Origin of the sequence: Lysinibacillus sphaericus OT4b.31 (assembly GCF_000392615.1) — a bacterium.
GTDB classification, from domain to species: Bacteria; Bacillota; Bacilli; order Bacillales_A; family Planococcaceae; genus Lysinibacillus; species Lysinibacillus sphaericus_B.
On sequence record NZ_KB933398.1, the window covers coordinates 3,130,738 to 3,155,269 of the forward strand.

Below are 24,532 nucleotides of genomic sequence, written 5' to 3' on the forward strand. Positions count from 1 at the left end.
ACGACAGGTGCAATTGCTTCTCGCACACTTATCTCGGATATTAAACCTTAAATTGAACTATAAAAATAGAGGGAGTCACTTGATGCGACTCCCTCTTTGTTATATTTTTAACTTTGTAAATATACGTTCCTGCATTTTTTCTTCAAATGAAAACTTTTTCATACTCATTCCTACTAAACTAACCAGCAACTCTTCAATATCATTTAATGAGTAATAAAGAAATGTGCCTTCACGCATCGGGCGCACTCGTTTTTCCATTGTTAATTCATCATCAATAAAGTAGGCCACATTAACCTCACAGTGCTCCATAAGCTGTGTAATGCGCTGATCGTCACCTGGATTGATAAAGAATGGCACTATTTTATCTATATACAAAATACTCTGAACTAATTTGATGAAAAAATTTTCGCGAAGTGATGTCTCCACCACTAACACAGTCGTTTGATCATGCTGATAATCCATGTACAAAACATTTAGTTGTTCTTCCAATAATTTCTTTAAGATAGTAATAGAATTTCTATATTTCGTCATATCGGTTTGGATTTCTCTTGTCAATAGTCTTAAAATTCTGAAAGCAGGTAAAAAGATTTTCAACACAATTTCTTTTGGATGCAAATGATCAATTAATTTATTAAAATGCCCTCTTAAGTTTTCCTCATCACAGCGAATTAATTGTTCTACAAATAAGTTAAATATTTCTTCAAAACTATTAGCGCGATAGTCAATCATTTCCGCAATTTTCACACTATAATTCAAAGGCAAATTCATAGACATTTGCTCATCTAATAGTTTAACTTTCGGTAGCGTCGGAAATAAGTCATAGACAAGTTCTACTTGCGCACGCCGAAAATCAGAAAGTAACACAACCGAGTTCACAGGATAAATTCCTAGACACTCCACAAATTTATGCATGAATTTTTCGTTATAGAGCTGACGATCACGATATAGAACAGCAAGCGCATCTGTCGCACCATACCCTGTATGATACACACGTTTCGATGTCATAGCGGAGTAAACATCTATTATCTGTAATAACTGCACACCCTCGCTCATTTCATCTGCACAAAGCTGATTCGGATATCCTCTCCCAGCAAATCGTTCATGATGGTCCCGAGCCAAATAGGCAATATCCTCTTCACCATTCTCCATAAGTAGCTCAAAACCTTTTGTGGTATGCATTTTGACAATTTCAAACTCATCTTCAGATAGCTTTCGTTTTAAATTCAAGATTTCTTGTGGAATAAATACCTTTCCAATATCATGGAACAAATAGCCCCTTGCAAGTGCTTCGATATCTGTTAAACCTAAATGACGGGCAAAGATTGTACCTAGTACAAATACATCAAACGAATGAACAAATGAATACTCATCCCATTCTCTTAAGCGCATAAGCAAGTCGTAGCGATGCTTTTCTTGCAAAATCTGTTCAAAAATAGTTCTCACATACGACGTATCCTGTATACTCTTTAAAATTTGACCATAACGCAATTCATGAACAACATTTTCTAAAGTGGTCATAAAAAGATTGTTTACCGCTTCTTTATATTCATCAATCTCTCCCTTTTCCTCTAAGAGCGGTGCAAATACATCCTCATACTCCTTCGTACGTTGCGCACCTATGTCATGGACAATTCGTACCGAATCAGAAGGTAAAAAAACTGATAATTCTTCTACTTTTCTTAGCTTAAGTAATGCAATAATTCGCTCGGTTAACACTAAATCTCTTTTAGCTAATAAGCGATACTCAGAAAAAATATCTTCTGCTAAAATATCATCTGCTTCCACTTCGTCAATACTTAAAGTCACTTTTCTTAGCACATTTTTTGCCACATTCGCAATTTTCCAGCATAATGTGACCTCCCTCCCTTTTCCATAGGACTGCGTTATTCTAATAAACGTGGTTTTACTACGTTTTGCTGATAGAGGCATGTTTTACAGTTTTTATATGCATGTCAGATATATAAATATTGAACTAATTTCCGATTGGTACAATACGTACAAATTATACAAGAATAGTATAAACATAATTATCTATACCCCTTACAATATCATAGGTTAAAATACCTTTTCAACTAGTATATGGTACTCAAATGATTAGTTAATACTATACTTATATTAAAAACCATTACCATATCAAGTTCTTTAGACTCATAAATTAGCTATACACTGTAATCCATTCCCTAGATACAATAAATACTTATACCTATTGTTTAAAACTACTTAATGTATATTTATTAATAAAAAAAGTTTTTTTCTTATAAAGATTTTCCTAAGAAAAATATTTTTTTTCGTTTATCGTTCCTTTGTACAGTTAATTGTATTTTCAGAACATATGATTTTGCGTTCGGCACTATTGAAATTTTTTCAGTTATAACTCATCTTCGCTCCCACTTCATATTGATAGAGGATAAAATTCCCTCTATTCTCACCTTCAACAATTTGATATAAATAAAGTATTATAGTTAATGTTTAATGTTGAAAAACAATAATTTAACATTTTTATGGTATACCGCCGTACTTTTCAGGCGTCTGGAAGTTTGAATTTGTTGTAGGAATGGTTTTACTATCACAAGCAGTGCTATAATTTACATCTATTTTTTTGGAGGAAATCAAGTGAATACACATCGTTTTTATCAAATGGCAATGGCCGCAACTCTAGCAACAAGCGCTATAGTCATAGCTACTCCAGCATATGCTGCTACATCATTCCCCGATATCAATAAATCTACAGAGGAAGGCAAAGCTATTCTTAACTTAGCACAACGCGGTATCATTTCTGGCTACCCAGATGGCACATTCAAACCAGCAAATTCGATTACTCGTACACAAGCAGCCAAAATTTTGGCTGGCATTCTACATCTTGATACTGACAATGTGACGAATCCACAATTTAAGGATATTCAACCTGGCGATGAGAACTATGGAGCGATTGCAGCATTAGCAAATGCAGGCATAATCAGTGGCTCAAATGGCTATTTCTACCCAACTAAAAATATTACACGTGGTCAAATGTCAAAAATGATTGTAAAAGGTTTTGATTTACCAATTGCTGACATAACAGATATTCCTTTTACTGATGTCATAGTAGGCAGCGAATACGAACCTTATATTCAAACGCTCTATGCCAATCACATAACAAAAGGAACTACACCTACTACATTCGGACCTCAAAACAATGTAAAACGTTCTCAATTGGCTACTTTTGTTGTTCGTGCTGAAAACACTCTAAACAATACGACTATTTATGCAAACAGCTATAACCAAGATTATATCTTTGCCTCTTACGGTGGCATCGAGCCAGCAGATGATCTATTCACTTGGGACGAAGAGCAAGATATGACAGAATCTATTACTATTAAGCCTCTAAAAGAAGGAACTGGTAAATTAGTTATTACTGGTTTTACTGAAGATACCGAGGAATTTATGGATGTCTTTTTCTTAGTTCATGTTAAAAATGTGAATGGAAAATTACAAACAACTTTGGAAGAAGTTCATGAAGCGGACCATATAGAAAACATGCCTCTAAACTTAGAGGAAAGTGACTTAGATTTCGTACCAACGGAAGTAAGCATTCAAACTGCTGATGGTCAAACCTTGTCTTCGGCGTTATATGCTTTAGAAACCAAAAATAATGCTACAACTTTATCCATCTTTGAAAACGGACAATATCTTTTGACATTTACCGATGGTACACAACAACAAACAATGGCTGCCGATGTGGATACGTATGATTTTGTTCGCAGAATCGATCTTTACGAGCTTTCAAATGATTTATCTTTTACAAGCGAAGATTTATCGTTTGAACCAACAAATGTCGTATTCGAAGATTTAAACGATGGTTCCGATCCAGCATACAAGGTTCCAGTAAAAGCGACAATCGAGGGAAGTACACTGAAAGTTACTCCTCTAGCAGAAGGGACAGCCATTTTACATATAACTGGTAAAAATGGCGAAACGACTTATCTGTACATTGAATTTCTAAAAATCGCAGGTAAATGGGCTGCTTACTACGATATTGACAAAGATGCATATTAATAACTTGTAGATTATAAAAAATGCCAGAGGAATGTTAATCTTCCTCTGGCATTTCTGTATTTGTACTAGTTGCTCTCGGTTGTAATTCAGGTGTTCTTTCCAGTTGTTCGATAAATTTCTTTGTCTTAAAGCGAATTCCAGTTTGTTCCTCATAAATCGTTGTTATAATTTTTTTGATAAAATATTTAGTTTCCTTCTTCAATTCTAGTTTTCCAATTTGATCAATTGGTACAGAATAAAACATTCGTATAAGCTTTAGTTGCGTAGGTGTTAAACGAATAATATAGGGATCATGCTGATAACAGCGATGACATAAAAAACCTCCCTGCGCAAAGGAAAAGGCGAATTCACCATCTACCGCACTACACGAGGCACAGGCATGTAAGATAGGTTGCACGCCAGTATAAGGTAGCATTTTCCATTCAACAAACAGCGTAATTGCTTCTGGATCATAGCCATCCTCAATGGCCTGTAATGCCTGTAACAGTACTTCAAAAGCAAACGGCTCCGGCTTCCCTTCTTCCACTACACGCTCAACAAGCTCCATTATATAGCTGGCATATGCAGTCGCCATAATATCCTCACGAATATGGCGCATTGAATTCAAATGTTCTCCTTGTTGCAGTGTTCCCATACCTGTATGGTGTTGTACCATAAACATGCCATGTGCGAATGGCTGCGTCACTGCCGCTAACCTACTCGAAGGCTTCTTTGCACCACGTGCCATGGTTGCCACCTTGCCAGCTTCACGCGTTAGTAGCGTGACAATTTTGTTGGATTCACCATATGCACGCACCTTTAGAACAATACCTTCCCATTTATATAGCAACCAGGTCACCCTCCTTTCCTTTAAGTGTATCCATAAGAAAATAGAGCTCTCCAAAACATCATTTGGACAGCCCCTTTTCACACTATAATTCATTACACTTAAAAACAGTGTTACGCGCAACTTCTATGGTGATGAGAGAACTCTACTGAATCTAACAACCGTTAATATTCATCATCACGGAAGCCAAAATCACGTAGATGTGTTGATTTATTACGCCAATCCTTTTGCACCTTAACCCATAGTTCTAGATATACTTTAGAACCGAGAAGCATTTCGATATCTTTACGCGCACGAATACCAACTTCTTTTAATAATGCGCCTCTTTTACCGATGACAATCCCTTTTTGTGAATCACGTTCGACGATAATTGTCGCGGCCACATGGATTTTGTCTTCATTTTCTTCATCACGACGTATTTTTTCGATAACCACAGCAATCGAATGTGGTATTTCTTCACGAGTTAAATGTAACACTTTTTCTCGAATAAGCTCTGAAATAATAAATCGCTCTGGGTGGTCTGTTACTTGGTCAGCTGGATAATATTGCGGACCTTCTGGCAAATATTTCGTTAGTGTAGCCAATAGGTTTTCAACATTATTTCCTTGTAATGCTGAAATCGGCACTATTTCTGCGAAGTCGTAGCGTTCCTTATAGCTATCTATTATACCCATTAAAGCATCAGGGTGAACCTGATCAATCTTATTAATCACTAGGAATACCGGAGTAGGGTTACCTTCTAGCAACTCTAAGATGAACTCGTCTCCCTTTCCAAGCTTTTGCTCTGCGTTAACCATGAACATAATTACGTCCACTTCACGCAACGTGTTTTTAGACACCTTTAACATGAAGTCGCCTAACTTGTGCTTTGGTTTATGAATCCCAGGTGTATCGATAAAAACCATTTGGCTATCGTCTGTTGTTAGTACACCTTGTACTTTGTTTCGTGTTGTTTGTGGCTTATCACTCATAATGGCAATTTTTTGACCTATTACTCGGTTTAAAAATGTAGACTTCCCTACATTTGGTCGTCCAATAATTGAGATAAAGCCTGACTTGTAGCCAGTTTTAGTTTCCAGCATTCTCTAAATCCTCCGTTGTGAATGCAAACGGTAGTAATTCGCCAACAGACGTTACCGTAACATCACCTTTTAAATTTGTTAAATAAACAGGCATAGTTGGCGCGCAAAACTCCATCATCACTTGACGGCAAGCTCCACATGGCGCACAAGGGCCATCTGTATCAGCGACAATTGCGATTGCTTCAAAATCATAAATACCCTCTGACACTGCTTTAAAAAATGCCGTACGCTCTGCACAATTGGTCATACTATAGCCTGCATTTTCAATATTACAGCCGTGAATGACATCGCCGTTTATCGTTAAAAGAGCCGCCCCTACTTTAAATTTCGAATATGGAACATACGCCTTTTCACGAGCTAACTTTGACTCCTCTAATAAAGCATGCATATCAATTGTCATCTACGCTAATTCTCCTCTACATAAAAATCAATTTCGCCTCGACATAATCGTGGCTGACGCTCCGCTTCCAATGGTCTAGTTTTAAATCAGCATAAAGTATGCAACCAGTACTCTATAGCTAACATCCTTATTTTGCATTCTCAAAACGCCATTCTTCGAAGCTTTTACCAACACAATGTTGGTCACACAGGCGAAGCGACGTCCTGTCGCTTCGCCTGTGTTTCTTTCAATACGGAATGAAGTTAAAACCATTTCGGTATAAAGATTAGTAAACCGATTATAGCACTGAATACAGCAAATACAAGTACTGCACCTGCTGCAATATCCTTTGCTTGCTTAGCAAGAGGATGTATAGCCGGTGACGCCAAATCCACCACTCGTTCAATGGCGGTATTTATCATTTCAAGAGCAAACATCAGTGCTATTAATAATAACACAACGTACCATTCTACACGTGATAAACCAGTAAAATAGCCAACAATCAAGACAATGCCAGCACTAAGCACATGCGATTGGAAATTTTGCTCCTTACATGCTGTTAGAATACCTTGAAAGGCAAAGACGAACGAGCGAATATATTTGCGTCCATCCATTTAGTCACGTCCTAATCCGTAAGACTGTAAAATTTCATCTTGCTTCCCGAACATCTTTTTTTCATCCGCTGGTGCCATATGATCATAGCCAAGTAGATGCAAGAAGCCATGCACCGCTAAAAAGCCTAATTCCCGTTCAAACGTATGACCGTATTCCTCAGCCTGCTCTTTCGTACGATCTGTTGAAATGATAATATCTCCTAAAATTCGCGGCATCCCTTCAAATGTCACTTCCATTTCGCCCTCGCCTAATTCTTCTAACGCAAACGAGATAACATCTGTCGGTTGGTCCTTACCACGGTATTCACGATTAATCTCACGAATAGCTTCATTTGTTACAAATGTAACAGATACTTCCGTTTCTGGTTCAATATTTTCAGTTTTCGCCGCATGCTGTAAAAGCTTCTCAACAAGTTCCATATGTTCCGCTGTTACTTCATTTGTTTCATCTGTAAAATCAATTGTTAAAATCATAGATCCTCCTACTTATCTGCCTTTGGGTATTCGATTCGTGAGTGGAAAATCCCATTCAACGTTTCGCAAAGAACTCTCTCTATACATTTTAACTCTTTTATTGAAATATCGCATTCATCAAACTGATTGTCCTGTACACGATCATCAATAATAGCCTTCACTAGCTTGTGAATTTTTTCTGCATTCGGTTCCTTCATCGAACGAACAGCTGCTTCTACACTATCAGCAACACTAATAACCGCTGCTTCCTTCGTTTGTGGCTTAGGACCTGGATATCGGAACTTCGCTTCATCAATGACTTTGCCTTCTTCCTTCGCTTTAAACAGGAAGAACTTTAACAGACTCGTCCCATGATGTTGCAAGGCAATATCAATAATTTCCTGTGGCATTTTGTAGCGTTTTAACATCTCTGCTCCATCCGTCGTATGCGCAATAATAATTTCAGCACTTGTTTCTGGTGGCATCGAATCATGCGGGTTGATACCGGACATTTGATTTTCAATGAAAAAAGATGGTCTTTTCGTTTTTCCGATATCATGATAATAACATCCAACACGCGCAAGTAAGCCATCTGCACCTATTTCTTCACATGCAGCCTCAGCTAAGTTTGCAACCATGACACTATGATGATATGTTCCTGGCGTTTCCATTAGTAATTTTTTCAGTAACGGATGATTTGGATTAGACAGTTCGATTAAACGCAAGGTCGATAATAAGCTAAATGCTGATTCAAAGAATGGCAATAAGCCCATTGTGAGCGCACCAGATAGCAGGGCAGATAATATTGCCGCGCTAAAGTAAAACAATAGCTCAGAAAATCCATATGACGACTGTGTCATGAGTAAATAAAATGCAATAAAAGCCATATTTACAAGTGAAATGACACCGACTGCCTGTAAAATATGCGAGCGTTTTTCGACACTACGCATAAAGAATAGACTCGCAAAGCCTCCGAAGATAATATACAGAGTAATTTCCATTTGCATCACGGATGAATAACCTTCTTGGAAAATGACGCCTGCTGAAGCGGCTGTCATAACTGTAATCAGTATTGCGGCCCGATCATCAGCCAACAATCGCACTAGCATCGTTGCTAATGCTGTCGGGAATAAAAATGCTATGGTCACATCAAAACCACTTGCCACTAAGCTAATAAACTTCATTAAGAGAATCGATAAACTATAGACAATTACTGTAACCAGTAGTGCATTGCGCTTTTTTTGTTCATCTGCTTCCCAGCGTTCAAATAAAATATACATGAATATTAATTGTAGGAAGGTTAAAATGATTAGTCCTGCAATGGGCTTGAAAGAAGCTTTATTACTTACCATTCCGAGAAGTTCGAGTTGTCGATAAGCCTCCGTATCAATTATTTGGCCTTCTTGTACGATGATTTGTCCTTGCAAAATACGAGTAGGCTCAATGGATTCTTTCGCCTGCTCTATTCTGACTTTTGTTTGCTCCTCGTTTATCGTTTCATTCTCTACAATACTTGCACGCCCGATTAAAACGACTGCATTTAATATTTTATCGGGATAGCCTCGCTGCCCACGAATTTTTGTTTCAAGATCATTTTGAGCAGCTAACACATTTTCCGTACGAATTGATTTTTGCAAATAATCTTGCACAAGTTTTGATAGCATTGTGCTCGTTCTCTTTAAATCTGTATCGCTTTGTAGTAATAAACTTTCTAGCTGTCCATCTGTAAAAGTTACTGGCATTTGATCCACATCAATGGATTCTATTTTTTTTTGAAGTTGCGCTACTTGGTCAACTATTGCAACAGGTTCTTTACTGCTCTCAACATCCTTTTTTACTTCAAGGACATAGTCAAATAAAGACGTCACAATAGCGGCGCGTTGTTTGGCGACGTCCTCTGAAAACTGATAGACGGGCGTAACTGCATCTGCTGCTTTTTCTCGCTCTTGTTGTGTCTTAACTGTATCTTCGATTGTTTTAGTAGACCGAACAGTTTCTGGTGCAAGCTGTAATGGTTTAAAATCATATGTAACACCTTTAACATTGCCATACATAAATGCAAACTGTAAGGCTCCGGTTAAGATGAGAACGGCAATCAAAAAATAGCGAAAACCAATAAGCTCAGTAATTTTTCGAAGTTGTTTCTCCATCTGGCACCTCCTCTATCTATGTACTATCATACCAATTCAAAAAACATTTTTCTCGAAAATTGTATAAGAAAGCAAAAAAACAGCTATACATTTTTGCATAGCTGTCACATTTTTTTCCAAATTATAACTTAATTCTCTTAGAAAGCATTTGCCTGCTAACATGATTTTCCTCTTCGCCTTTCGCGAAAACTTAGGTGTACATACCGCTTCGCTTCCGGTACTAAAAATCGGTGCTACTGTCGTGCAGACTTTAGAATTGCGCTTTTGCGCAATCTTTTAATAACGTTGCACCTGCCGTTTCGTTTTACTTCACTTTCGGTGCAGACTTTAGAATTGCGCTTTTGCGCAATCTTTTAATAACGTTGCACCTGCCGTTTCGTTTCACTTCACTTTCGGTGCAGACTTTAGAATTGCGCTTTTGCGCAATTCTAAAGTTGCTGTTCTTCGTAGGCTTGAATGATTTTTGCTACTACTGGGTGGCGAACAACATCGCCTTGCTCTAAAATTTGGAAATAAATCGACTTGACATACTTTAACGTTCGCTCTGCCACGATTAGACCCGAATCCGTATTTTTTGGTAAGTCGATTTGCGTTTTATCGCCTGTGATGACCATTTTTGAACCGAAGCCTAAACGTGTTAAAAACATCTTCATTTGCGGATGCGTTGTGTTTTGAGCTTCATCTAATATCACGAAGGCATCGTCCAATGTACGTCCACGCATATAGGCTAAAGGCGCAATTTCGATCGTACCCCGTTCAATAAGACGTTGTGTTTGCTCCGAACCATAAATGTCATTTAATGCATCATATAGAGGGCGTAAATAGGGATCCACCTTTTCTTTTAAGTCACCCGGAAGAAAGCCTAGAGACTCTCCTGCTTCTACTGCAGGACGCGTTAAAATAATACGCTTTACATGTCCATTTTTTAGCGCTTGTGTAGCCATTACCACCGCTAGATACGTCTTACCTGTTCCAGCTGGCCCAATACCGAAAACAACGTCTTTGTGACGGATCGCTTGTATGTATTCACGTTGACCAATTGTTTTCGCACGAATTGGTTTGCCTTTCGTCGTGCGAGCAATTTCTTCATCGTATAGTTCTGCAAAATATTCAATTGTACCTTTTTGTGTCATTTCAATTGCTGTCGCTACATCACGCTGATCAATATTAATGCCTTTACGAATAACTTTTAAGAGTGCCTGTAAAAGAAATGTCGCTTGTTCTTTAGCGTCTTCCTCACCAGCGAGTTGAATTTGTTCACCACGCGTAATTATATGGACATGTAGTGCCTCTTCAATTAATTTCATATTGGCATCAGAAATACCGAGTAGCATCACCGCTTCGTTTGGATTATCCACTTGTAATACAGTTAAATGTTCAGACATAATCATTCTCCTTGTGAGCCATGTATTGGACTTGCAATGTTTTCATTGACTAAAAATAGAACTTTCCCTTCAACTGTACCATTCACCCACTTCGCCTGTAAAAGGTTTTCTTTCTTGATAATCGTTTTCGGAGGAAGAGATCGTAACATTTTTTCATGGAGTAGCGGCATGAGTAATGAATCTATTTTTGATTCATCCAGTACTACTTGGATCGTCTTTGTTTGTTGCTCTTCAACAATTGAAACGTACGGATCTAGCCAGTTTGGTAATTCTTTTTTTTGAACATAATCAACTTCTTCTTTATGAATGCCCTTTACTATTACACGCCACTGTTTTTGTTGTAACGTTTCCATAGTTAGTTTTGTCGGAATTTTAAATGAACATTCAAGCCAATAATCTGCAAAGACTTCTCCTTTTGCACCGACAAAGACATGGTCATCCCCACTCTCAAGGACTCCACTTACAAGGACATCACCGTCATAAGCAGTATCATTTACTGAAATTTTCCGTTCTCCATTTTGAACATTAAAATGTGTAATAACACCACTTTTCGTAGCTACCAAGTGTGTCGCTAATTTTTCGTTCGTCTGCTCCGTTTGCTTTGGAGATTCCTGAGGTCGTAAAATAACACGCCCCCCATGTTTTTCAATATGAACCCACGCTAGCTGTCGATGCTTTTCTAAGAGCTCCTGCCGTATCTTTGCATCTGTTGGTAATACTTTTTTAGATATAGGCGTTTCTAATTTGAAAGTCTCTTTGAATGTCTTCTCCACCTGCTGCTGTAATTCAGGAGAAGCCGCCTCAATGTCCACACGCCAAATAACCTGTGCACATATTAGTGGTATTAAAATCATTACAAATAAGCCTAGCAGCGTCCAAATCTGCGCTCGAAAAACCAGTAGCTCATCTGCATAATGTACAGTCATTTTGAGTCGATAACGGCTACGTATGCGACGAATCTTTGTTAAATAACGCATATTTGTTTCAAATGTTACTTCTTGCTCTCGAAATACAACACGCTTTAACGGAACATGTTGTGCATGCAATGTTTGAATAAAAGGATGAACATTTTCATGGCGCTTTATACGTATGATGATTGGCCGATTATTCCACATTGTCGCTCACACCCATATCTTTTGTCATTTTTACATGTAGTTCTTGTAAATCATCAATTGAAAGATGGAGCATTTCTTCTTTGATGGCGTTTATATCCACGGATTTTCCACGCACAGTAATATGATAATCTGCATAGATAAAGGAACAGGATGTAGCATCTGCATGTAAGAAACGATATGGACCGATTATTTTTAATGTTTCAAACTGTGATAATTCAAGTAGTGGCGTTAATTGAAATAATTTTTTCATAAAAAAATGCCTCCTTCTTCGGCAATATATGCGCCAAAAAAGGAGGACATGCTAGTTATTTTCTTTTTGCTTTTGGCGGACCTAACACTTCTGCCATTACCACAGCCTGCATAAATGCCTTTTTAGAAGTTGGTAACTGAAAATTCTTTTCCGTCCCCGCTACATGTACTTCTTTTTTCCCAGCGGCCAATCGACCAATACTTGATCGATTAGAGGTACGACTTGATGGCTCAGTCGGAATAAGCGGAGGCGCCACATAGCTTGGCATTTGTTCTCTCACTTTTTCTTCCGCTGGCTTTACATGTACTTCACGCGCTTCTACCTTAGGACGTTCCGCCTCCGTATTTCCTAAAAACTCACGAGCGAAATCCTCAAAACTCTGCCTTTTCATAGTTGGACGTTGTGGTTTCGTCTCCTCTGATTTCATAATGACAGGCGGTTGTGGCTGCTCATCCTTATTAAAAGGAGGCATTTGCTTTTGTTCTTTGTTATTTTTTGATTTACTGAAAAGAGAGCTGACTATGGCAATAATCGCAAATATTATTAATTGTTCCATTTGGTAGTACTGCTCCTTTCCGTATTTTATGCTTTCGGTTCATTTGTCTCCGGTTTATCCGAACTCACCTTAGAAATGGAGTCACGCATAGCTGTGTCTGCTTGAATATTGCGGTAGTTCATGTAGTCCATAATACCAAGGTTACCTGAGCGCAAAGCTTCTGCCATCGCTTGTGGTACCTCTGCCTCCGCTTCTACTACTTTTGCCTTCATCTCTTGAACGCGCGCAATCATTTCTTGCTCATTTGCTACAGCCATTGCCCGACGTTCCTCAGCCTTCGCTTGGGCGATGTTTTTATCGGCCTGCGCTTGCTCAATTTGTAGTTCCGCACCAATATTTTTACCTATATCAACATCCGCAATATCAATCGATAAGATTTCAAAAGCTGTTCCAGAGTCTAAGCCTTTTGAAAGTACTGTTTGTGAAATCATATCTGGATTTTCTAATACTTCTGTATGATGTGTAGCAGAACCAATTGTCGATACAATCCCTTCACCAACACGTGCAACAATTGTTTCCTCACCAGCACCACCGACTAAACGTTCAATGTTAGCTCGCACAGTAATACGTGCTTTTGCTTTTACTTCGATACCATTCATAGCAACACCCGAGATAAATGGCGTTTCAATTACTTTTGGGTTAACAGACATTTGTACTGCTTCTAATACATCTCGCCCTGCTAAGTCAATGGCTGCACAACGTTCAAATGATAACTCAATATTTGCACGATGCGCTGCAATTAATGCATTAACAACACGGTCAACATTACCACCTGCTAAATAGTGACTTTCTAGTTGATTAATCGTAACAGGTAAACCTGCTTTATGTGCTTTAATTAACGGATTAACAATACGTGATGGAATTACCCGACGTAAACGCATCCCGATTAATGTGAAAATACTAACACGTACGCCTGCTGCTAGTGCAGAAATCCATAGTGCCACTGGTACAAAAGTAAAAAATACCGCTAGAACTATGAATAATAATACTAGCCCGACTACTGGCCCAATTAGAGCTAAATCAAAACCCATTTATAATTCCTCCATCTCTTTGTCTGTTGGTCTCACGACAATGCGTGAGCCTTCTACTTTAATGATTTCTACATACTTACTAGCATCGACATAGCCACCTTCTGATACTACATCAATACGCTCACTACCAAACTGCATCGTACCTGCTGGACGGAGTGGTGTCATCGTTTTACCCACTTTCCCAAGCAATTCTGTGCGATTAACGTTAGACACATAACCTTCTTCCGTCGTTGTCGCATCCTTCAGGACAAGTTTGTTAAAAACATGCATTTTTTTTCCGAAAAATTTCATCAGGATCACCATTCCTATTATTGCTACTACAAGCGCAATGCAAATCGCCACGACCATTTGCATCATGTTTGCACCTGCCAGTAACAAACTAAGTAATATAAGCACGCCACCTAAAATACCAACAATGCCTCCGGGGACAAAAAACTCCGCAATGACAAGCGCTAATCCAGCAATAAATACAAGTAATGTTTCATAGCCCGCAAATCCTGCCACCATATGACCGAAGAAAAATAATCCCAGTGCCGATAATCCCATTATACCTGGAACACCGAACCCTGGCGAATACAGCTCCATAATAAGACCCAAGCTCGCAATCGACAGTAAAATTGGTACAATGATTGGGTTCGTAATAAAACGAGCTATCTTTTCAGCGAAGGTTGGCTCAATAGGTACAATATCATTACCTTTTAAATCTACTTTCACTAGCAGCTCTTGAAAATTCGAAACAGTGCCTTCGGAATAGCCAACTTCTCGCGCTTCTGCAGCTGATAATGTTAATAAATTTTCGCCACCTGCTCGAAACTCTGGTAAATCAATAGTTGCATCCGCCATAGCTAGGGCATATTGCGGATTACGATTGGATGTTTCTGCTGCCGCTTGCATTTGTGCTAGCCACGCACTATGCGCCTTTAAATCCGCCGCATTCCCTGCTGAGTCAATAACCGCCGCTGCTCCAATCGTACCATTTGGCACCATATAGATTTCATCTGCATGTAAGGCTAAAAAAGCACCGGCTGAATGCGCATCTTTGTTAATGTAAGCAATCGTGCGAATAGACGTTGCATCCATAAGCATGGCGATGTCACTTGCTGCATTGACGAATCCCCCAGGCGTATGTATGTCGAGTATGATCGCTTCCGCATAATTTTCCTCTGCCTCTTTAAAAGCTCGTTCTAAAAATGCGTGAAGACCTCGTTCGACTTCATCATGAATAGGTACGTGGTACACTTTGCTACTCGCAAAAGCCGATGTCAATGGAAACGCTACCAAAAAAGTCATCCATATAACAATTAAATAGCTAAGAATCCTCCTTTTTCGCATCTTTTTCCCTCCCTTCTAACATGCTTCTCTTCTGTATATACGTCTGACTTTGTAAATAGTTTCACAAATTTTTATTTTTATTATACAGTGAAACGTTTATGAGTGGGAGGTTTTTCAATTCCTTGCGATTTCCAAGAACTTAAGCTAAAAACCCAATGTCGTTAGGTGAATCACTACCTTTTTTGGGGTTATACTTTCGGAGGTCGTAGCAATCGGTCGACTATGATAAATAAAAAGCCGAATGAAATCAAAGATGACTTCATTCGGCTTCAGCAATATGTACTGCAAAATAGAGCAACATGTAAAATACCTGGAATTAATCATCGTTAAGATTAACTCCAGGTATATCATTGTCTGCTCAGTGAACCATAAGATTGCGTGTTATGAACGTAGGGATTTTTAATGGGAAATTAAATTACCACTTACGTTTACGTGCAGCTTCTGATTTCTTTTTACGTTTTACACTAGGTTTTTCGTAGAACTCGCGCTTTCTAACTTCTTGAATTGTACCACTTTTTGATACAGTACGTTTGAAGCGGCGAAGAGCATCTTCAAGCGATTCGTTTTTGCGAACGACAGTTTTTGACATCTCTCTTTCCCTCCCTCCGAACACACGTCAATACACAAATAGGCAAATAACCAACTGTTGTGTACTAAAGAATTATACCGTATTGTCTAATAATGGTCAATAGAAAGAATTCGAATTATTTTCGAGAATTTATAATCAGTGTTTGGACAAGAATAAATACATATGCTTTAGCTAAACACTTAGGGGTTTACAAAAAATAGAATATGGGCGTAGAATAATCACATTCAATTTCATATCGGCCTAATCTCAGTATTGGGAACGGAGGAACCATTTTTTGGGGGTTAATTCTGCAAATTGTAGAAGGGATGAGAAACTCTTTCGCCATCCTACCCGTCAGCTAACTTCGTCGGCTAAAGCGAAGGAGGTCATGAAGACCACCAGTATTTAGTTTGCTTATTTGTTATGCCTAAATTATCCGTATTCTAAAATACATAGACGATGGTCTTTTCTTATGCCTATAAACAACTAAATAATAATAATTTTACAGATTACTGAGTGGATATCCGCTTTTTAGTGTCCATTAATGAGGAGATAACCATGAAAAAAATTAAGGACTATCTGAATCCGCCCAAAGTTCTTGTGCTAGGCTTTGCAACGATTATTTTTATCGGGGCACTCTTACTAACTCTTCCTCTAGCTACTGAAGACGGAAAGGGTCTGTCATTTTTAGATGCTTTATTCACAGCTACCTCTGCAACATGTGTAACGGGGCTTATCGTTGTAGACACTGGTGATACCTTTTCTACGTTTGGTGAGTTGGTTATTCTAGCCCTCATACAAATTGGCGGCTTAGGTTTTATGACATTTGCAACGTTTTTATTTTTATTATTAGGAAAAAAGATTTCTCTAAAAGAAAGACTGCTGTTAAAAGAGGCGTTTAATAACATCTCGATAGCTGGACTTGTAAAATTAGTTAAAAGAATACTAATTTTCACTGTAGTTATTGAATTAATTGGTGGGATTATTTTATCCATTCGCTTTTCATTTGATATGGAATTAACTACAGCTATTTATTTTGGTTTCTTCCACTCTATATCTAACTTTAATAATGCTGGTTTTGATTTAATGGGAGGTTTTAAAGGTCTGACTGCTTATGTAGATGACCCATTTGTTGTTTTGACTATTTGTGCGCTTATTACCATTGGTGGGTTAGGATTTATCGTTATGAATGAATTGTATGAATATCGCGATACTCGACGTTTATCCGTTCATTCCAAGATCGTTTTGTTTACGACGATGGTTTTAACAGTAGGGTCTACCCTGTTAATCTGCTTGTTTGAATATGATAATAGCAAAACAATTGGTCCTTTAACTGAATGGGGGAAAATATTAGGTTCGTTTTACCAGGCGGTTACACCAAGAACGGCAGGATCAAATACTCTTTCTATCGGTGATTTAACGCATTCTACGCTATTTTTAATAATTTTGCTCATGTTTATCGGAGGAGGTTCTGGTTCTACTGCAGGGGGTATTAAAATTACAACCTTTGCCGTTTTAGTAGCCACGCTCTGGTCACAAATTAGGGGTAAGGAAGATGTGGTCTTATTTAGACGTAGAATTGTAGTGGAGACGATTCTAAAAGCACTGACGGTAACCATGTGTGGGATGATTATCGTTGTACTTGTCACCATATTACTTAGTATCACAGAACAAGGTCACAACTTTATCCTGTATTTATTTGAAGCAACTTCAGCATTCGGTACAGTTGGACTTTCTATGGGATTAACTCCTGAATTAACTCCCTTTGGTCGAATACTCATCATACTTACCATGTTTGCAGGTAGATTAGGGCCATTGACTATTGCTTTCGCTATTACAAAACGGAGAAAATCACAAGCTTATCGACATCCAAAAGGAAATATCATGATTGGTTAATTACATGCAAGGAGCGCTGACTATTATGACCATAAAACAATATGCTGTAATCGGTTTAGGAAGATTTGGAACAAGTGTAGCACGGAGATTACATGAAGCAGGACAGGAAGTTCTAGGGATTGATGTTAATGAAGAAAGGGTCGAGGATGCTGAATTCTTTGTGACACATGCAGTCGTAGCTGATACAACTGAAGAAAAGGCTTTAACCTCCATAGGAATTACAAATTTCGATTGTGTCATCGTCGCCATAGGTAACGATATGCAATCTAGTATTTTGACAGTTTCATTACTAAAAGAGCTTGGCATAAAAAAAGTAATTGCTAAGGCACTTGGGAAAAGACATGGGCAAGTGTTAGACAAAGTCGGAGCTGACTGGATTATCTACCCTGAGAGGGATATGGGTGAACGGGTTGCCAATCAACTCCTCTCCCCTAATATGTTAAATTATATTGAATTGTCTAAGGAATATAGTGTAGAAGAAATCATGATTCCTTCTAAGATGGCCGGAAGAAACTTACGTGATTTAGACATTCGGGCTAAATACAATGTTAGTGTCATCGCCATTGTTCGAAAAGGAACAATCATCATTTCTCCATCTCCCGAACAGATTATCGAAGAGGAAGATTTATTAGTGATGATTGGTCATAGATCCGATCTCGCATTATTTGCAAATATAGAATAAAGAAAAATAGAAATATCTATATGAACCGTTGATTTCCACTACGGCGGACTCTTTTCGCGGGCATTGCTTCAGTCTCCTCGTCGCTATGCTCCTGCGGGGTCTTTCGCTCATGCTATTCTATGCAGAAGTTGCCGCCTGCGCTCCAATCAACTCGTGTACGTAAAGTTGGGCGACTAAGACTATGCGTCAGACGAAAATCTAAACGAACATGGCTTATCATGTGGAAGAACTCGATCATTTACGTCATCAAAGTGACATGAAACAAATCTATGTACGTCGAAATGAAATTAATAGGGGCTATTTGTAACGAATATTTCTGATAAAATTTCAAAAGATATTCGGGATGTGATCATTATGAATACCTTTTGTCGTCAATCGAGTAGGAGGGAGTGATTAACTCCCGACCTCTCACACCACCGTACGTACGGTTCCGTATACGGCGGTTCAATTAAGATGAATAACGCAAAGTTTCGTAACGAACTTGCAGACTTTTCAGCCCTTGGCCATTCCAATAGGAATTGCCGAGGGTTCTGTGTAATATGGGGCTTTTTGAGATGCGCCAGTATCCTTTTCGGGTATTACCCCATTCGTACGCTTTTCCGTATGGAACTTTTTTATGAATTATATTTCTGATTTCACACATACTATCCTTGAAAATGGCGAAAAAAAGGAAGGAAGTGCAAGTATGGGTATATTAGGTGGAAATCCTAAAGATGAACCATTACATTATGGTGAAGTGTTTAGTGTCTGGACAAATTTAGCTACAAATAACGGCTTAATCGCTGGATATCAAACATTTTATAATCACGCTGGTGATGAAGATTTGAGAAAAGTCATTGAAGATATCATCCAAGTCTTAAGAGACGAAGTGAAACCGTTAGAAAAGATATTAAAAACTAACGGAGTTGGATTACCTCCTGCACCACCCGAGCGTCCGGTAGCAAGAATTGAAGACATTCCTCCTGGAGCAAAGTTTAATGATCCAGAAATTAGTGCTGCACTGTCAGTAGACCTTGCTGCTGGATTAGTTGCATGTAGTCAAGCAATGGGTATGTCTACAAGAGAAGATGTTGCTTTAATGTATGGTCAATTCCATGCAGCAAAAGCTCTACTAGGTGCTAAACTACTTCGTCTTAATAAAAATAAAGGTTGGTTAGTTCCACCACCATTACATGTTGATTATCCTGAAAAATAAAGTCTGTTTCCCCGAATCGAGGAATGTAAATGTATTATTACAAAGAAGAATTGATTAACATTATTAAACCTGACAAACCGGATCCACAAGCAGCACGTGTGATGCAAGAAATACTAGGTGGACATTATGGTGAAATGAGAACCATGATGCAATACTTTTTCCAAAGCTCTAATTTTAGAGGAAAAGAAACACAATATCGTGATTTACTTCGTGGCGTTTTCTTAGAAGAAATAGCTCACGTAGAACTTGTACAAAATACAATTAACCAACTACTTAATGATTCTGGCGAATCATCTTCACCAGGCAATAACGGTATGGATCAAGCACCATTGGATGATGCCGTAAGACATGCAAATCCACACCATTATATTGTGGGAGCACAATCATCTTTACCTGTAGATGCTGCAGGTAATCCATGGAATGGCTCGTGGGTGTATGCACATGGAAACCTTATTGCAGATTTATTGGACAATTTAGTACTTGAGTCAACTGGTGTACTTCAAAAGACACGTATTTATGAAATGAGTTCTAATCAGACATTCAGGGAAACACTCGCATTTCTAATAGTTCGTGACAATGCTCACCAAAATGCATTTGCCAAAGCGTTAGAAACTTTAGGTGTAGATTGGGGAAAGCTATTCCCTGTACCGAACTACGATATCAACAAATATCCTGAATGTAAAAAGTTCATTGAAATGGGTTATCATAATGCTCAGTTTAACTTTAGATTAGATCCAACACGTATCGGTGAAATCTTCCAAGGACAAACTCCAAGTAGAAATGGCGGAGAACTAAATGTGACTCCTCCACCAGAAGGATTCCCAGTACCAGTTATGCCAGAAATGCCAAATGAACATAGTCCTGGTATTAAAGATATGAATAATTAATTAACACATTTTAAGCTGTGGCGTGCGACGACGTTGCAGCTTTTTCAGTGTATAAGTAACCCTAATTTGTACACATCATTATTGAGTATATCGCACACACTTATTAGGTTGTGGCGTTAGTTGACCGTTAAGGGGAATTTTTCTTCCCTGGTGCTTTCCCTTTCCCTTCATCCAGCTCTCCATATTCGATCTCCAAATCCATATCATAACGGTTACAGATTGCTTGAATCCCCTTGGCAATGAAGTACTGTTTATTCTCAGATGCCTTTTGTTCATTTGCGTTATCAAGACATTTACATATAAGTTCTACAAATTTATCTTGTTCAGCCGAAATCTGCTCGTTCTCTCGATTCAACTTATCGTATCTATCTGCTTTGTCTTTAATGGATTGGAAACTTTCGTAATTAATTGTTACTGTAGCGTTCTTCATTTCCACGCTCCCTTCGTATTGAACAATTTCTTTCATTTTTTTCAGTAAATTCTTTCAGCTTCATAGACAAACGCCCAAACAAAAATACATATCACATCATAATAATAGTAGTGTATAAAGCTAATCCATTTAGCCTTATACCTCCATTTTATTGGGTCACTGATGCCGCAGTGGCCCTTTTATAATTTCTTCAAAGTGTTCAGTTACTAAAACTTCCTATCTAAAATTAGATGCTTTAGACATTACAGCAAAAAACTGTACATTTATTTTCCGAACCCTACACCTCTTTCCTTTGGATGAATAAAATAATGTGGAAAGGAGGTGTTTTTTTATGAATCGTTGCGGTTCCTGTTGCCCACCAGGAAGAATTAAATGTACAAGATTTGGACCTTTTGTTGCTATTCCTATCGCATGTATTAGACAAAACGGCGGTGGAGGAAACAATGGTGGCGGCGGAAATAACGGTGGCGGCGGAAACAATTAGGCCCATCCTATTTTTAATTCGCCTTAAAACCGTACCAACCAAAGCTAGTGAGGAGTGAGTAACTCCTCATTCCTTACTGAACACTTTCTTTCAGACACGACCCTTAAAGTGTGCAGTATTAATGTTGATTAACTATCGACTTCCTTTGTCCAATTCATCACAAATCCATTAGTTTCATATATCTTTTTAGCTGAATTTTCAGCACGTTTTTTACTTTTATATCGCTTTGTTTTATCCGAAAGACGGCTCTCGCATATTAGAAAAATCTCACCTTGGTGAGTATAAGTATTTCCAGTCCAGTAACCTAAATCATTACTAATAGATGACGAAGATCCATCAGATAAATAAATTACGAAATTAGTATTTTTTCACCATACTTACTGCACAATATTTTCGATTACTACTTAATTTCATCGTTTAACTATTCCAGTTGTATTAATTGCGTTGCTAATTACCAGCAATCGTTTTTTCAGAGGTAATGACAACCATTTTCTAAATTTCATCGGTCATATCTCCGCTCTATTGTTGAATTTCATTGCAAGAAACGGTAGTTCTTCATTTGGTATAAAATTAATACTGCTTACCTCTTCACGCTGATTCTCGGCATCTTTGATACACCCTTTATAAAGACCGCTTCCAGAAAACCGTTTATCCTTTACAATCTTCTTATTGCAATCCTCATGCAAATGAAATCGCTTGTGCTGCTCATCTTCTTTAGCCGTAACATAGACTGCGCTTGCACCTTTGTTTATTGCCTCCGTACAACCAAAACAGGGATGTTCCTTTCGTGTTGTTACGACTTTCTTGCTTGTAATATCTATCATTAGCTAATTTCCTCCTTCCACCCTTTTCATTTTTTCAATTTGTTTACGATTGAGCTTAGACACACCTTTAGGAAACCCATATTGCTTGTTTACTTCTTCGCGAGTCATTCCATGCACTATGCGACAATGTGCTTTCGTAATAACGATACCTATATGATTACATTCCTTCACAGGACACTTGAGATACCCACCGTGTTTAGCATTCCAATATGGTTCAGTCATCACGCACCCCCTACCGCTTCTAAATAATGCACCGCATATATGCCCGATTTGATTCGGACGCAATGATCTCTGAAAAATTGAAGCGGTATAGATTTAGCACCACCATTGTTTTGACCTATCCAAGCCACTTCTAACTGCTCGAATTTGAGGTAATAAATCTCCGGTTCGTTTTTCCCCTCAATCCGAAAACAAACTATTAAAAATGCGTTCGCTCCCTTGTAATGCCAAACCTAAGTAACTCGTACTGACCTTTAGTTAGATTTTTCAAAGGGAAATTTTTAATCTTGGTTTCTTTAGCATCAAATACAATAGCTTGTCCCTTAAAAACCCCGCTATAATCTACCCACGTAGGGCGTTCTAAATTACCTTTCACCACATTCCCTATCACTTCTAGAATCTTCACTGGCGTAGGTATTTTACGAACATCAGCATAATCACTATTGCGGTATTGATTGTTGGTCCCTTCAATTAGATTTTCTAAAAACTTACCTCTGTTAGCATGACTTCTTGAATACTGGCGTTTTTGTGTTCTCATTCTCTTTCAACCCCTTTATTTTTTAAGCAATCCACTCTAATTCCTGTGCATCAAAAATTATGGATTCATCCCCAATTCGCACTAGCACCGATTGACCATCAACTTTTTGAACAACACCTTTTTTACCCATCACATGACTAAAATAATGTTTCCGATATTCATAGATTTCTGAATCGTTCTTAACCTCAATGACCTTCACTGTCTCATGCACTCTAAAAAATGCACGAGACGACTGTGAATAATCATCAAACATACTTAACTGTCGCAAAAAATCACCTCAATATTGCTTTAGATTCTCAGAAAGTGCTTTTCTAATGCTTGTTCATCAATCTCAAGCCATAAAATTTCTTCGTTTACTTTGCCTGATAAGTTAAGCAAGTGCACGGTACTTAGACCGTGCGTTTGCTCATTATCCCGACGCCATTTGGAGCCGCCTTTCACGACCGCTTCTTTTCCAGTAAGCGTCTTGTTATCGCAAATGTTTATAACCAACGGTGTGTTGCATATATACATTGATACTTGTTCACATGGTTCGTACATTCGTATCAACTAAGTCACCTCTTATACATTGCCTTCTTTTAATTTTCCGTAGTTATCTACCTGATTTTTTTAATACTCATGATGATGTAGTTTTCGGGTATGTCATTTTTTCCGCCCTCTTGGATATAAATGACCTTCATTTCTGTAAATCTCCCCGTGTACAAGATTGTTTCAGGATTAAATTCATTTATTTTCAACTTATCACCCACTCGGAAACTCTGATTATCGAAACCACACATAAAGGTTTTCAAGCCTTGTACTATCGCTTCAAACTGTTCAGGATAGCTGTCTAATTCATGTGTCATCGGCTTTTCTTTTTGCTCCGACTCAATGACTTCTATCCGCTTCTCTTTAGCAACAGATGGTGTTAATGCTTTTCCTTCTTTGTATTCTTGGATAACCTCTTGTTGCTTTTCCTCTGGCAACCTCGACATTTCGTAAGCTGTGGTGATATTTATGTCTTCCTTGCTAAATGCTTCTTTTAGTTCAGGAGTTAGCTTTTTATTAATGCTATCCATACGTTGCACTTGTGCAGATGACACACCCATAAGCTGTGCAACAATCTCACGTTTACGTCCTGTTAGTTGATAGCCTTTTTCTTGCAACCTTTGTAACAGTTCATGTAGTCGTGCTGCCTGTTGCGTTTTTTCTGCATCTGTTAATACACGAGTTGTTGAATTTGCTAATATGAGCTGTAACTCTGCTTGTATGTCGTCTGTCGATTTAACAATTTTGCAAGGTGCTTTTTCAAAATCATTGTTTCCTCCACTGCGAAGCTCCTGCATTGCTTTCAAACGTCTGTGCCCACTTATCAACTCATATGTGCCATCGTCCGTAATACGCACTACTAAGTTTTGTTGTAGCCCTAACAACTCAATACTTGCTTTAAGCTCTGATACATCATCCACACTGTAGTTATTCTTTGGTGACGGTTGTATGCGGTCTAAAATGATGTGCTCAATCTTAAATGCAACACTTTGCTTTTTCGATTCTGTGTTCATAAGTTGCGATAAATTGAATTTTGACATTTAGCAAGCTCCTTTCTTAAAATGTGCCCGAAT

General features: G+C 38.3%; 28 protein-coding genes, 1 pseudogene and 1 riboswitch. Of the genes and pseudogenes, 6 read left to right on the top strand and 23 right to left on the bottom strand.

Annotated features, from left to right (window positions below):
• Positions 1-99: 99 nt before the first annotated feature.
• Complete coding sequence (locus tag H131_RS14380) at positions 100-1,818, bottom strand: HD-GYP domain-containing protein (protein ID WP_036131529.1); 1,719 nt, start codon at positions 1,816-1,818, stop codon at positions 100-102.
• Positions 1,819-2,613: 795 nt separating this feature from the next.
• Here H131_RS14380 and H131_RS14385 point away from each other — a divergent pair.
• Entirely contained in the window at positions 2,614-4,035 is a 1,422-nt protein-coding gene (locus H131_RS14385) for an S-layer homology domain-containing protein (RefSeq protein ID WP_010859906.1), read from the top strand.
• A 34-nt stretch (positions 4,036-4,069) separates the two neighbouring features.
• On the opposite strand, the gene recO is transcribed toward H131_RS14385, so the two are convergent.
• The 13 genes from recO to rpsU all read right to left on the bottom strand — a co-directional run bounded on the left by recO (position 4,070) and on the right by rpsU (position 15,797).
• Complete coding sequence (gene recO, locus H131_RS14390; protein WP_010859907.1) at positions 4,070-4,864, bottom strand: DNA repair protein RecO; 795 nt, start codon at positions 4,862-4,864, stop codon at positions 4,070-4,072.
• Between the two features lie 161 nt (positions 4,865-5,025).
• Positions 5,026-5,943, bottom strand: coding sequence for a GTPase Era (era, locus tag H131_RS14395; protein ID WP_010859908.1), 918 nt, complete (start codon positions 5,941-5,943; stop codon positions 5,026-5,028).
• Positions 5,930-6,343, bottom strand: coding sequence for a cytidine deaminase (locus H131_RS14400; RefSeq protein WP_010859909.1), 414 nt, complete (start codon positions 6,341-6,343; stop codon positions 5,930-5,932). Before H131_RS14400 ends, era begins: the two co-directional genes overlap by 14 nt.
• A 242-nt stretch (positions 6,344-6,585) precedes the next feature.
• Positions 6,586-6,936, bottom strand: a complete 351-nt coding sequence (locus tag H131_RS14405) for a diacylglycerol kinase family protein (protein WP_010859910.1) — start codon at positions 6,934-6,936, stop codon at positions 6,586-6,588.
• On the bottom strand, positions 6,937-7,410 hold the full coding sequence (gene ybeY, locus H131_RS14410) for an rRNA maturation RNase YbeY (RefSeq protein ID WP_010859911.1): 474 nt from the start codon (positions 7,408-7,410) through the stop codon (positions 6,937-6,939).
• Between the two features lie 8 nt (positions 7,411-7,418).
• Positions 7,419-9,539 carry an HD family phosphohydrolase gene (locus tag H131_RS14415; RefSeq protein WP_010859912.1) on the bottom strand — a complete coding sequence of 707 codons (2,121 nt, stop codon included), beginning with the start codon at positions 9,537-9,539 and terminating at the stop codon, positions 7,419-7,421.
• Between the two features lie 428 nt (positions 9,540-9,967).
• On the bottom strand, positions 9,968-10,924 hold the full coding sequence (locus H131_RS14420; protein WP_010859913.1) for a PhoH family protein: 957 nt from the start codon (positions 10,922-10,924) through the stop codon (positions 9,968-9,970).
• Between the two features lie 2 nt (positions 10,925-10,926).
• A complete protein-coding gene (locus H131_RS14425; RefSeq protein WP_010859914.1) occupies positions 10,927-12,039 on the bottom strand; it encodes a sporulation protein YqfD in 1,113 nt (370 codons plus the stop codon).
• A complete protein-coding gene (locus H131_RS14430; protein WP_010859915.1) occupies positions 12,029-12,289 on the bottom strand; it encodes a hypothetical protein in 261 nt (86 codons plus the stop codon). Before H131_RS14430 ends, H131_RS14425 begins: the two co-directional genes overlap by 11 nt.
• 55 nt (positions 12,290-12,344) lie before the next feature.
• Positions 12,345-12,845, bottom strand: coding sequence for a hypothetical protein (locus tag H131_RS14435; RefSeq protein WP_010859916.1), 501 nt, complete (start codon positions 12,843-12,845; stop codon positions 12,345-12,347).
• A 26-nt stretch (positions 12,846-12,871) separates the two neighbouring features.
• Positions 12,872-13,876 (bottom strand): flotillin-like protein FloA, encoded by a 1,005-nt coding sequence (gene floA, locus H131_RS14440; RefSeq protein WP_010859917.1) that lies wholly within the window; start codon positions 13,874-13,876, stop codon positions 12,872-12,874.
• Positions 13,877-15,208: an NfeD family protein gene (locus H131_RS14445; protein WP_010859918.1), complete on the bottom strand. Its 1,332-nt coding sequence runs from the start codon at positions 15,206-15,208 to the stop codon at positions 13,877-13,879.
• 415 nt (positions 15,209-15,623) lie between these two features.
• Positions 15,624-15,797, bottom strand: a complete 174-nt coding sequence (gene rpsU, locus H131_RS14450; RefSeq protein WP_004227078.1) for a 30S ribosomal protein S21 — start codon at positions 15,795-15,797, stop codon at positions 15,624-15,626.
• A 227-nt stretch (positions 15,798-16,024) separates the two neighbouring features.
• Positions 16,025-16,164: riboswitch (cyclic di-AMP (ydaO/yuaA leader) on the top strand.
• A 170-nt stretch (positions 16,165-16,334) separates the two neighbouring features.
• Between rpsU and H131_RS14455 the strand changes: the two genes are divergently transcribed.
• Both H131_RS14455 and H131_RS14460 read left to right on the top strand, forming a co-directional pair.
• Positions 16,335-17,672 (top strand): TrkH family potassium uptake protein, encoded by a 1,338-nt coding sequence (locus tag H131_RS14455; RefSeq protein WP_010859919.1) that lies wholly within the window; start codon positions 16,335-16,337, stop codon positions 17,670-17,672.
• Between the two features lie 25 nt (positions 17,673-17,697).
• Positions 17,698-18,354 (top strand): potassium channel family protein, encoded by a 657-nt coding sequence (locus H131_RS14460; protein WP_036131533.1) that lies wholly within the window; start codon positions 17,698-17,700, stop codon positions 18,352-18,354.
• Between the two features lie 448 nt (positions 18,355-18,802).
• On the opposite strand, the pseudogene H131_RS25465 reads toward H131_RS14460, so the two are convergent.
• Positions 18,803-18,964: pseudogene (locus tag H131_RS25465) on the bottom strand (group II intron reverse transcriptase/maturase); the annotation flags it as partial.
• 75 nt (positions 18,965-19,039) lie between these two features.
• On the opposite strand from H131_RS25465, the gene H131_RS14465 reads away from it, so the two are divergent.
• Together H131_RS14465 and H131_RS14470 are read left to right on the top strand one after the other, a co-directional pair.
• Positions 19,040-19,549: a DUF3231 family protein gene (locus tag H131_RS14465; protein ID WP_036131536.1), complete on the top strand. Its 510-nt coding sequence runs from the start codon at positions 19,040-19,042 to the stop codon at positions 19,547-19,549.
• A 29-nt stretch (positions 19,550-19,578) separates the two neighbouring features.
• Positions 19,579-20,436, top strand: a complete 858-nt coding sequence (locus tag H131_RS14470) for a manganese catalase family protein (RefSeq protein ID WP_010859922.1) — start codon at positions 19,579-19,581, stop codon at positions 20,434-20,436.
• Between the two features lie 127 nt (positions 20,437-20,563).
• Here H131_RS14470 and H131_RS14475 read toward each other — a convergent pair whose 3' ends face one another.
• Entirely contained in the window at positions 20,564-20,866 is a 303-nt protein-coding gene (locus H131_RS14475) for a hypothetical protein (RefSeq protein ID WP_010859923.1), read from the bottom strand.
• Positions 20,867-21,197: 331 nt separating this feature from the next.
• Between H131_RS14475 and H131_RS24560 the strand changes: the two genes are divergently transcribed.
• Positions 21,198-21,350: a hypothetical protein gene (locus H131_RS24560; RefSeq protein ID WP_155242464.1), complete on the top strand. Its 153-nt coding sequence runs from the start codon at positions 21,198-21,200 to the stop codon at positions 21,348-21,350.
• Between the two features lie 506 nt (positions 21,351-21,856).
• Here the strand turns inward: H131_RS24560 and H131_RS14480 are convergent.
• From H131_RS14480 to H131_RS14505, 7 genes are read right to left on the bottom strand one after another with little or no spacing between them, the layout of a single operon-like run.
• Positions 21,857-22,174: a hypothetical protein gene (locus tag H131_RS14480; protein ID WP_010859924.1), complete on the bottom strand. Its 318-nt coding sequence runs from the start codon at positions 22,172-22,174 to the stop codon at positions 21,857-21,859.
• 3 nt (positions 22,175-22,177) lie between these two features.
• Positions 22,178-22,396, bottom strand: coding sequence for a hypothetical protein (locus H131_RS14485; RefSeq protein ID WP_010859925.1), 219 nt, complete (start codon positions 22,394-22,396; stop codon positions 22,178-22,180).
• On the bottom strand, positions 22,396-22,593 hold the full coding sequence (locus H131_RS26155) for a Holliday junction resolvase RecU (RefSeq protein ID WP_080647673.1): 198 nt from the start codon (positions 22,591-22,593) through the stop codon (positions 22,396-22,398). Before H131_RS26155 ends, H131_RS14485 begins: the two co-directional genes overlap by 1 nt.
• A complete protein-coding gene (locus tag H131_RS14490; RefSeq protein WP_010859926.1) occupies positions 22,593-22,931 on the bottom strand; it encodes a Holliday junction resolvase RecU in 339 nt (112 codons plus the stop codon). Before H131_RS14490 ends, H131_RS26155 begins: the two co-directional genes overlap by 1 nt.
• A gap of 22 nt (positions 22,932-22,953) precedes the next feature.
• Positions 22,954-23,199, bottom strand: coding sequence for a hypothetical protein (locus H131_RS14495; RefSeq protein WP_036130361.1), 246 nt, complete (start codon positions 23,197-23,199; stop codon positions 22,954-22,956).
• A 20-nt stretch (positions 23,200-23,219) separates the two neighbouring features.
• Positions 23,220-23,480 carry a hypothetical protein gene (locus tag H131_RS14500; RefSeq protein ID WP_010859928.1) on the bottom strand — a complete coding sequence of 87 codons (261 nt, stop codon included), beginning with the start codon at positions 23,478-23,480 and terminating at the stop codon, positions 23,220-23,222.
• Between the two features lie 47 nt (positions 23,481-23,527).
• Positions 23,528-24,499 carry a ParB/RepB/Spo0J family partition protein gene (locus H131_RS14505; protein ID WP_010859929.1) on the bottom strand — a complete coding sequence of 324 codons (972 nt, stop codon included), beginning with the start codon at positions 24,497-24,499 and terminating at the stop codon, positions 23,528-23,530.
• Positions 24,500-24,532: the final 33 nt, after the last annotated feature.